Here is an 8606-nt window from a genome sequence, read left to right as displayed (position 1 = left end):
ATATAAAATTATAAAGAATTTTTGAGTGATTTCAGAAAAACAGCCTCAAATCGTATTTTTCTAATAAAAATATGGCTTTTTCAAATCGAGGCTTTGTATATTTTTATTAAAAAAGCACAAAATTTACATTCAAAAATTGTACTATTTCAATAAAAAAGAACCTAAGTGGTAACCACAATTATTTGGCAACTACCCCTTGAAGTTTTTTTCAAAGACAAGTTTTAAATTTTGAAATGGATTTAGCTTATATTTTTTGATAGTAGAAATAAATTCTTGAATACGAGCATAGTAATTTGCATCAACAACGGTTCTGTCATTGCCTTAAAACTGGTGGATACTTTTGTTTCGTTTTGACGGTTCTGAAGTCTCTCTCAGCTTGATTGTTGGTAATTCTTCATGGAAAACGAAGGAAAGAATTGCATCGGCGTTTCGATTCTTCCGTAGGAATATTAAAGACTATGAAAGAAACGTAGAATCTTTTGAAAATGGACTCATTTTAACAAACTCTATAATGATGATACAAAGATTTTTGAAATAATGCCAAATAATATTTTTCAATAATTTCTTGGTTTTATAGAAAAAAAGGTTATATTTACTTAAATGTTTATAGAGAATAGGTTGAGAAGCAATTAGTAATGATTATTGTTTCATGTATTTTCCCATAGTATCATTTGCACAAAATAAATCTTACAAAGATTTCTCAGTATTATTTTGTAACATTTAATATCTTTCAAAAAACAGATTGTTTCCAAAGCAGAAAATCAACTGGATTCATTGATATAAATAAAGTTTGAATCGAAAGTATATAAGAATGATTTGGTCTTTCTTTTAGAAAAGAAAATGAGCAAAATATTCCCTATTTACAGAAAGCTACCCTTTCCAATTGAGGCTTATATAGCGATTTCAGTTTACCCAATCAATTGCTACTCACATTAGAATATTTAAGGCAGTATCCAACCTTTTTAAACTGTCCGCCGCTACGGTTAAAAAAAAGCACATATTATAGGTACAACTAATTGCTTATCAAAAGTATAATTCAGCATTGCCAAGTTGAAAATAGAAGGGTGTAAATCTGACCTTAAAGTTTTTCAAAGAAACGACATTCAAAATGCACTCTAAAAATAAAAATCAAGGGGGGAGAGTTAGGTTTTCAATGAATAGAAAAAAATCCAATACGAATAGTAAAGTCCCACATAAAAAACAAAAAATAGTGAGTTAACTAAAAAACAAAAATAAGAGATTTTGTAAAAAAAGAGTAAAGTCGGATATATAAACCGATAATATAAGTGTTTTAAAATGGTCAATGAGACCTACTGCAATAACTGAAAAATATTTTGGCAGTTTGGCTAATTATATGTGGACTTGTAACCCTAAATCTTTGAAAAGTTACCTGTTATTTAGGAAAGAAGTCTATTAAATAAAATAAAGCCATGAAAAAACTACTGTTGATTCTATTAACTATTTCTATAACATCATTTGCCCAAAATAAACCTTATAAACAGTACCGAGATTTTAGGGTACTATTAAATATAGATAGTCTTCAAAAAATTGTTGATTTACAAAAGGATAAATCAACATTAACTTACTTGCATACCTTGATTGAATTAGAATTGGGACGAAGTTATTTTTCGGACGATTTGGGAAAAGACTTAGAAAGCATCAAAACGATATCTTTGAAAAAGAAAGATTCTTTAGGATTAGCTATTTACTATTTATTAAAATCCAAATTATTATTTAGAATAGATTATGAAATGTGTTTGGCTAATGCTTTAAAAGCAAATACTTACTTTGAACGTAGAAATGATACTTTAGGAATAATATTGAGTAATTACTACATTATATTAGCATCTCAACATCCCATTAACGCTTTTGAGAATCGAGAAAAACATGTTATTCGAACTTTTGAGAATATTTTAAAGTATTACAATAGTACCACAGTTGAGAAAACTAAATTAAATATAATTGTAATACGTATGGCTTTTGGTCATTATCTTGGCAAAAAAGTAGAAGAACAGTTATATTACTATAAAATTGGAAAAGAAATATTAGACAAACATCAGGAATTTAGATACTTAGATTATCGTTTTTATACAACTTCAGCAAATGTTTTTTATAGACTTAAAGAAGACAAAAAAGGCAACAATTTGAGCGTAGTTCAAAGGTGTTATTTAAAAGCTTATGAAAGCTTACCTCCGAAACCTTATTATGAAACAGTTATAGCTTTGTATAATTTGGGCTGTAGTTATATGGATTCTGATGAATTTATTCTGGCAAAAACTTATTTTAAGGAAGCTATTCGTGTGTATAATCAATTAAAAATAGATGACCCTGCAATGCTATCAGTAATCTATGAAAATCTTTCTATCATTCAATATAAGCAAAAGGATTATAAAAATGCTTATGAGTCGTTAGAAAAGGAAAATGGGATTAAAAAAGATTTAGAAAAAACGACAAAGAGCAAAGAAATGCAAGAACTTCAAACTAAATATGAGACAGAAAAAAAAGATGTAGTCATAAAGAATTTAGAATTACAGCAGCAAGTAACAGAAACACGTGCACGCTTAGTGTTATTAATTTTAGTTTTAACTTGCTTAATCATAACAGCAGTAAGTTTTATTGCTCTTCGTCTTCGCGATGCCAATAAAAGCCTTAAAAAATTAACACAGAGTAGGAATATGTTATTTACCATTATTTCACATGACCTTCGTAGTCCTTTTAATTCTTATCAGCGATATTCTGAAATAGTTGGGTATCTAATCAAAACCAAACAATTTGATAGATTACAAGAAGTCTTGAAAAAAATAGATGAATTAGGTTTAAATATAGCAGCTTTACTCAATAATTTATTAGAATGGAGTGTAGCACAACAAAAACAAATACGTATAGTTCCTTCAGTTATTAATATTCAAGTTTTTTTCGATGAAGTACTTCCTATCTTCCGTGATATGGCAAGATTAAAAAAAATAACAATTTTAGAGAATTTTCAAGACCAAGAAATTAAAATTGATCCAGATATTCTTTCACTAATTATACGCAATCTTCTCGACAATGCAATCAAATATACACCAGAAGGGAATCAAATAACTATACAAACCAATATAAATGAGGGTGATTTTGTATTGACCATTAGTAATAAAGGTGATTCTATGACTAATACTCAAAGAGAAAAGATAAGAACCTTGTTTAATAATGTCAATGACTATGAATTTGGAGAAGAGGGCTTAGGTATTGGTTTAATTTTAATCAAAGAATTTTCCCGAACTAATGCTGTTAAAATAAAATTTGACCATAACGCTGATAACCTAACTACTTTTGAAGTAAGATTATCAAACGTATAGTATTTTCTACAAAAACAGTTTTTTACCAACGATTACTCTTTCTATCACCTAATGTCTGCTATATGTGGAATGGTGAGGTTTTTGATTTTCGCAAGAAATAATATAGGAAATCCGTCTTTTTAAAAGAAAATTCTCACTCAATAATTATGACTTACACTGGTTAAATACTAAACAAAACTTGTTATCCACCATGTTTTTTATGAGTTATGTCATATAACATCATATTTAAATTAATTGTAAGGTTTATTAATTTTCCGAAATACGTATATTTAGCACGGTTATTGGTACTAATGTCAATTGTTTTAATAATTGAGATTTTTAACCATGTTGAAATAGCTTTGCCACCTTAGGGTGTCGTTTATCACCCTTGTTAGTGCCTATTTATACAGATTGGATTAATATTGGCTTAAAAAACAAGTAGGTATAGGAGTTAAGTTGTTAAAACATGTTTCCTACTCTACATTAAACTTTTCACACTTAACAGTATTTGGTGATGAATATAACATCAAATACGCTAGAAAACTTAGCTTGAGGCTTCTTATCAATAAAAGTAATATACCGTAAAAGTATTTTCCTTCTGATTAATGACTTCAAAAATTTGGAAATGTGATTTTCAATTCCTTTATAAACGAGGGCTTGTAAATGATATTATTATCCCAAAATATAATTAAGAATAAACCATGCATAAGTATAGTTCTGTCACGGTTTTATCCTAATGAAATGAAACTTTGAACAGACATCCTGTGCATAAATATTCAGTAAATACAATTTCTTAAATATTAAAATCAAACTGCAAATTTTAAGCTATAAAAAAATAATGAGAGCAAACGTACTAAAACTGTCAATTTTGAGCATTTTCGCATTTTTAACTATCACTGCAAATGCCCAAGTAAAAGTAGGTAACAATCCTACCATAATCAATGCCAATTCGGTCTTAGAAATAGAATCCACTAACAAAGGATTGTTAATGCCTCGTGTAGCACTTACCAGTACAACCGCTGCTTCTCCACTTTCAGCTCATGTTGCAGGTATGAACGTATATAATACGGCTACGGCAGGTGATGTAACGTATTTCAGAAAAGCCTTATACAGATTCAAATGGACTAATATGTCCTCATTTTGACCACTGTACAGGTACATTTGTCAACAGAATTATAACGAGTTGCACCTGCATTTGCTTCGTCGGCTACTCTTATCCATTTAGTACCATTATTATAATAGTTCCCTGGCGTTAATCAAGAATTAATAAGCCGTCATCTGATTCAATCTGACGAATTAATGGCTTGGCTACTTTCCAAAGTGCCTTGCTACTATTGTCTGTTTGGTTCAAAAAACGAGTTACATCGTCATGACTGATAGCTTTATCTAACAAATTAGACAAGCCCGTTGAACTTGTTTGACTAAATGAGCTAATTAAATAGTCTGTGTATAAATCAAGGTCAGTTTTCATGTACCAAAGATAATTTGGCTTTTTATAAACTTACAATTTTAGTGCGTAACATCAATTATAGAACATAACCGAAAATATTTAAAAAATCAACATATTATTATGAAAAAAATACTATTTTCTGCAATAACTATTGCACTATTATTTTTATCAAATGTAGTCTTTAGTCAGACTCCCAATGGCACAGCCAATTTAGGAATACTTACCTCCTTTGGAGCTTATACAGGAGCAGGAGGGGTTGCAAATGGATCTGGAGCATCCTTTACTGGCGATGTAGGTACAAATATTGGAATAATTAGCGGATTTGGTGCACCACCTAATTTTATTGGCAATACCTACAATGCCAATGCGACAACTGCACAGGCCAGATTCGATTTGTTTAGATTTTATATTCATCTTAACGACAAGTTTGTTGACTTTCCTGGCACTCATGCTCCTGCTTTTGGAGGTGGCGAAACGCTAACACCCGGCGTTTATTCCATACCTGCTGCTGGATCTATAGGAGGAGCCCTTACGCTCGATGGAGGGGGCAATCCGAATGCTTTCTTTATAATAAAATGGGGCGGGGCCTTGACCGCAGGAGCGGGAGCAACGATAACCTTAACTGGAGGAACACAATCCTGTAATGTTTTTTTTATGGCTAATGGAGCTGTTTCAGTTGCGGCTGATGCTAATTTAAAAGGAACTTTATTTGCAAAAATAGGTGCTGTAGGGATTGGGGCAGGTACTGTTCTTGAAGGAAGAATGCTTAGCATGGAAGGAGCGATAACTACTGGAGTTGGAGCGATTGTTAGACCACCTTCTGGCACTTGCACCATTCCAATATTTTGTGAATCGGGCTGTAGTCCAGCCTCGTCTGTTGATGTTTTGGGTGTTCTTACAAACTATGCCCTTTTTACCAACTTAGGTGCTGTATCAAATACCAGTACCAGTGGAATTAATGGAAAAATTGCAACAGAATCTGGTGCTTCATCTGGTTATGAGTCATCTATTGTTATAGGCTCTTTTGAAACTGCTAATGCTGCTACAGCACAAGCAAAAACAGATATAGATAACGCTTATATAGCACTTATGGCTCTACCAAATACGGTAACTAGCCACGCTGCGGCTTTTGGCATTGGAGAAACAATTAATGCTGGAGTTTATTTTGTAAATGGTGCAGGTTCTTTAGGAGGAACTATCACCTTAGACGCTCAAAATAATCCCAATGCCATATTTGTTTTTAAATTTGCGGGGGCATTTGGTATAGCGGCTCAATCAAAAATAATTTTAGCTAATGGAGCTCGTCGTTGTAATGTTTTTTGGATTGGCGGAGCTGGAGTTGCCACTGGTGCCGTTAGCATAGGAGCTGCCTCTGAGTTAAAAGGAACATTTCTTTCCCATGGCGGTGCTTGTACCTCAGGAGCTGGTTTGTTTCTATCGGGTAGGCTTCTTTCCACTGGTGGTGCAGTTACTACTTATGCAGGTATTGTTTATAATAATCCAGAATGCGTTACTTCTACGTCTTTAGGGATGCCTGTTATTTTAGCAGTAGCAGATACTACAACAGCAGTAAATGGTTCAACAGGAGGAGTTACAACCTCATTAACTTTAAATGATCGATTGGGTGGAGTTCCAGTTGTAATTGGAACAGCTCCAGGAGATGTTACGCTATCAGGCGTTACGGTGCCAACAGGATTGACATTAAATGCAAATGGTACTGTTACAGTTGCACCAAATACAGCAGCAGGAAATTATAGCCTTACTTATAAAATATGTGAAGTTACCAACCCAACAAACTGCAGCACAGCGACCTCTAAAATTGTAGTTGCAGCACCAGCACCTGCTGGAACATTAGATTGTGCTAAAACTCAAATTATTCAAGCACCAGTACAAGGCGTACCTAATCAAGTAACACTTGTAGTTACTATGAATGTTACAACAGCAGGTAATTTTCCAGTTACTTTGAGTGGGTCAGGTATGAGTTTAGCCAATGGAGTTACATACGTAACTACAACTACTACTGGAGTCCAAACATTCAATATCCCAATGAAATATGATGGTACTACCTTAGGCACACTTACTTTCACAGTAGGTTCTAATACTTGTACTGCAGATTTAAGTTTAACTAAGAAAAAAGTTTTAATCGATGTATGGATATTGGATAATTGTACGCTCAAGATTGCGGCACCAGCATTAAAATAAATTATCCCATTATACGTAAACTAAATTTTTTGATATGAAAAAATATCTAAATATAAAAGACTGGATTTTGGGTTGGATGTTTGTATTGTTAGGCTTTGTTAATGTAACATTTGCTCAAACTGCAGACTTAACTACTCACCAGCCAAGTGCATCTCCACCAAGTGGTGCTACATTTGAGTGGCATAATGCTTTGCCAATATCAGCAAGTAATTTGGTAGCTTCTCCCACAGCAGTAATTCCGGGGCTTTACTATGGTGTCTATAATTTTGGCACTTGTTATAGTGAAGCATCACCAATACGTGTAGCTACAAATACCTGTCCTGTTACTACTGTAGATTTGAATAGCTTTGTGGAAACTACGGGTACTCCTTCGGGAATGACTCTTACATTTCATAATGCTTCACCTGCATCAGATGCCAATAGGCTATCAGGAAGTGCAATTACTGCTGCTGCGGCAGGAACATACTACGTTGCTTATAGAGATAATATAGTAGGTTGTTACAGCACAGAAAGCGTGATAGTTGTAGTGAATTCTTCATGTTGCCCAACATTGGCAAATGTAGGAGATAGTAATATTAGTAACCCTTCCATTTGTGGTGGCTCTAATGGAAGTATTAAGATTTGTGGCATGATAGCGAATAGTACAGGCTGGACAGTTAGTTACAATAAAAATGGTACGCCAGTCTCTGCATTAACTAATCAGAATGTAGATGCAAATGGCTGTATTACAATCACTGGATTGACAGCAGGGAGTTATACTAATATTAAAGTAAGTCATCCAATCAACTGTCCTTCTGGTAGTAATACAGTAACGGCTACTTTAACTGACCCATCGGCACCAGCCGCCCCAACAAGTTTAGTAGGCAATCCGAATCCAGCTTGTACAGGAGTTGTATCAACTTTAACAGCCACGGTAGTATCGGGAGCAACTGTTACTTGGAGTGTTAGCTCCACAACAGCAACTTTAGGTACTGGTACTTTAACAGGTACAGCAGCCAGCAACACCATTATGAGTGCAACAGCAGGAACATATACTGTAAGTTTAACACAAACGGTTGGCGGTTGTACTTCACCAGCGGCTACTGTTGCGGTGGTAGTTAATGTTTGTCAAATCTTGAATCCAGATTTCAACGTAACCCAGATAAATATATCAGTATCGGGTGATTTGAAGACCAATGACAAAGATGTACCAGTCGGTACGACTTATGGGACACCAGTAGCTATAGCAGGAAATCCAAGTGCTTGTTTACCAGTGATAGCAAGTGCAGGTACTTATAGCTTTATATGTGGTGTATCAGGAGATTATTTCTTCAATGTACCAGTATGTCCAGCAGGAGTAAGTGTGAATTGTCCATTGGTACCATTTAAAATCACGGTGGTAGATGCAACAATACCAAGCAACAATGGACCGATAGCAAACACTGATATAGCGACAACGAAAGTTAGCACACCAGTAACGGTTAAGACCTTGGCCAATGATGCGAGTGGTAATCCAAATGCTATGTTGAATCCAGCAAGTGTAACGGTAACCAAAGCACCATTGCATGGAACGACATCGGTGAATGCATCGGGAGATATTATCTATACACCAACGGCAGGCTATGTAGGAACAGACACCTTGACCTATCAAGTATGCG

At 34.2% G+C, this 8606-nt stretch carries 5 protein-coding genes; 4 read left to right on the top strand and 1 reads right to left on the bottom strand.

All coding sequences use genetic code 11. From position 1 onward, the window contains the following. Positions 1-1430 precede the first annotated feature (1430 nt). Together ACH2BV_RS15950 and ACH2BV_RS15945 are read left to right on the top strand one after the other, a co-directional pair. Entirely contained in the window at positions 1431-3338 is a 1908-nt protein-coding gene (locus ACH2BV_RS15950; protein WP_395051769.1) for an ATP-binding protein, read from the top strand. Positions 3339-4155: 817 nt separating this feature from the next. Then, the gene (locus ACH2BV_RS15945) at positions 4156-4461 is read left to right on the top strand and encodes a hypothetical protein (protein ID WP_395051768.1); all 306 of its coding nucleotides are present in this window, start codon (positions 4156-4158) and stop codon (positions 4459-4461) included. 108 nt (positions 4462-4569) lie between these two features. Here ACH2BV_RS15945 and ACH2BV_RS15940 read toward each other — a convergent pair whose 3' ends face one another. Next, the gene (locus ACH2BV_RS15940; protein WP_395051767.1) at positions 4570-4788 is read right to left on the bottom strand and encodes a hypothetical protein; all 219 of its coding nucleotides are present in this window, start codon (positions 4786-4788) and stop codon (positions 4570-4572) included. A gap of 99 nt (positions 4789-4887) precedes the next feature. Here ACH2BV_RS15940 and ACH2BV_RS15935 point away from each other — a divergent pair, with 99 nt between their 5' ends. Both ACH2BV_RS15935 and ACH2BV_RS15930 read left to right on the top strand, forming a co-directional pair. Beyond that, entirely contained in the window at positions 4888-6969 is a 2082-nt protein-coding gene (locus ACH2BV_RS15935; RefSeq protein WP_395051766.1) for an ice-binding family protein, read from the top strand. Between the two features lie 34 nt (positions 6970-7003). Next, the coding region (locus tag ACH2BV_RS15930; protein ID WP_395051765.1) for an Ig-like domain-containing protein at positions 7004-8606 on the top strand (1603 nt) is incomplete at its 3' end.

Source organism: Flavobacterium sp. (assembly GCF_043780635.1).
In the GTDB taxonomy this organism is placed as follows: domain Bacteria; phylum Bacteroidota; class Bacteroidia; order Flavobacteriales; family Flavobacteriaceae; genus Flavobacterium.
The sequence above is the reverse complement of the archived record's forward strand: the minus strand, read 5'-3'. Positions and strand labels throughout refer to the sequence as shown.

Bases quoted from the DNA above. Each gene is read 5' to 3' on its own strand.
- ACH2BV_RS15940 (WP_395051767.1), bottom strand. From the start codon at position 4,788: ATGAAAACTGACCTTGATTTATACACAGACTATTTAATTAGCTCATTT.
- ACH2BV_RS15935 (WP_395051766.1), top strand. From the start codon at position 4,888: ATGAAAAAAATACTATTTTCTGCAATAACTATTGCACTATTATTTTTA.
- ACH2BV_RS15945 (WP_395051768.1), top strand. From the start codon at position 4,156: ATGAGAGCAAACGTACTAAAACTGTCAATTTTGAGCATTTTCGCATTT.
- ACH2BV_RS15950 (WP_395051769.1), top strand. From the start codon at position 1,431: ATGAAAAAACTACTGTTGATTCTATTAACTATTTCTATAACATCATTT.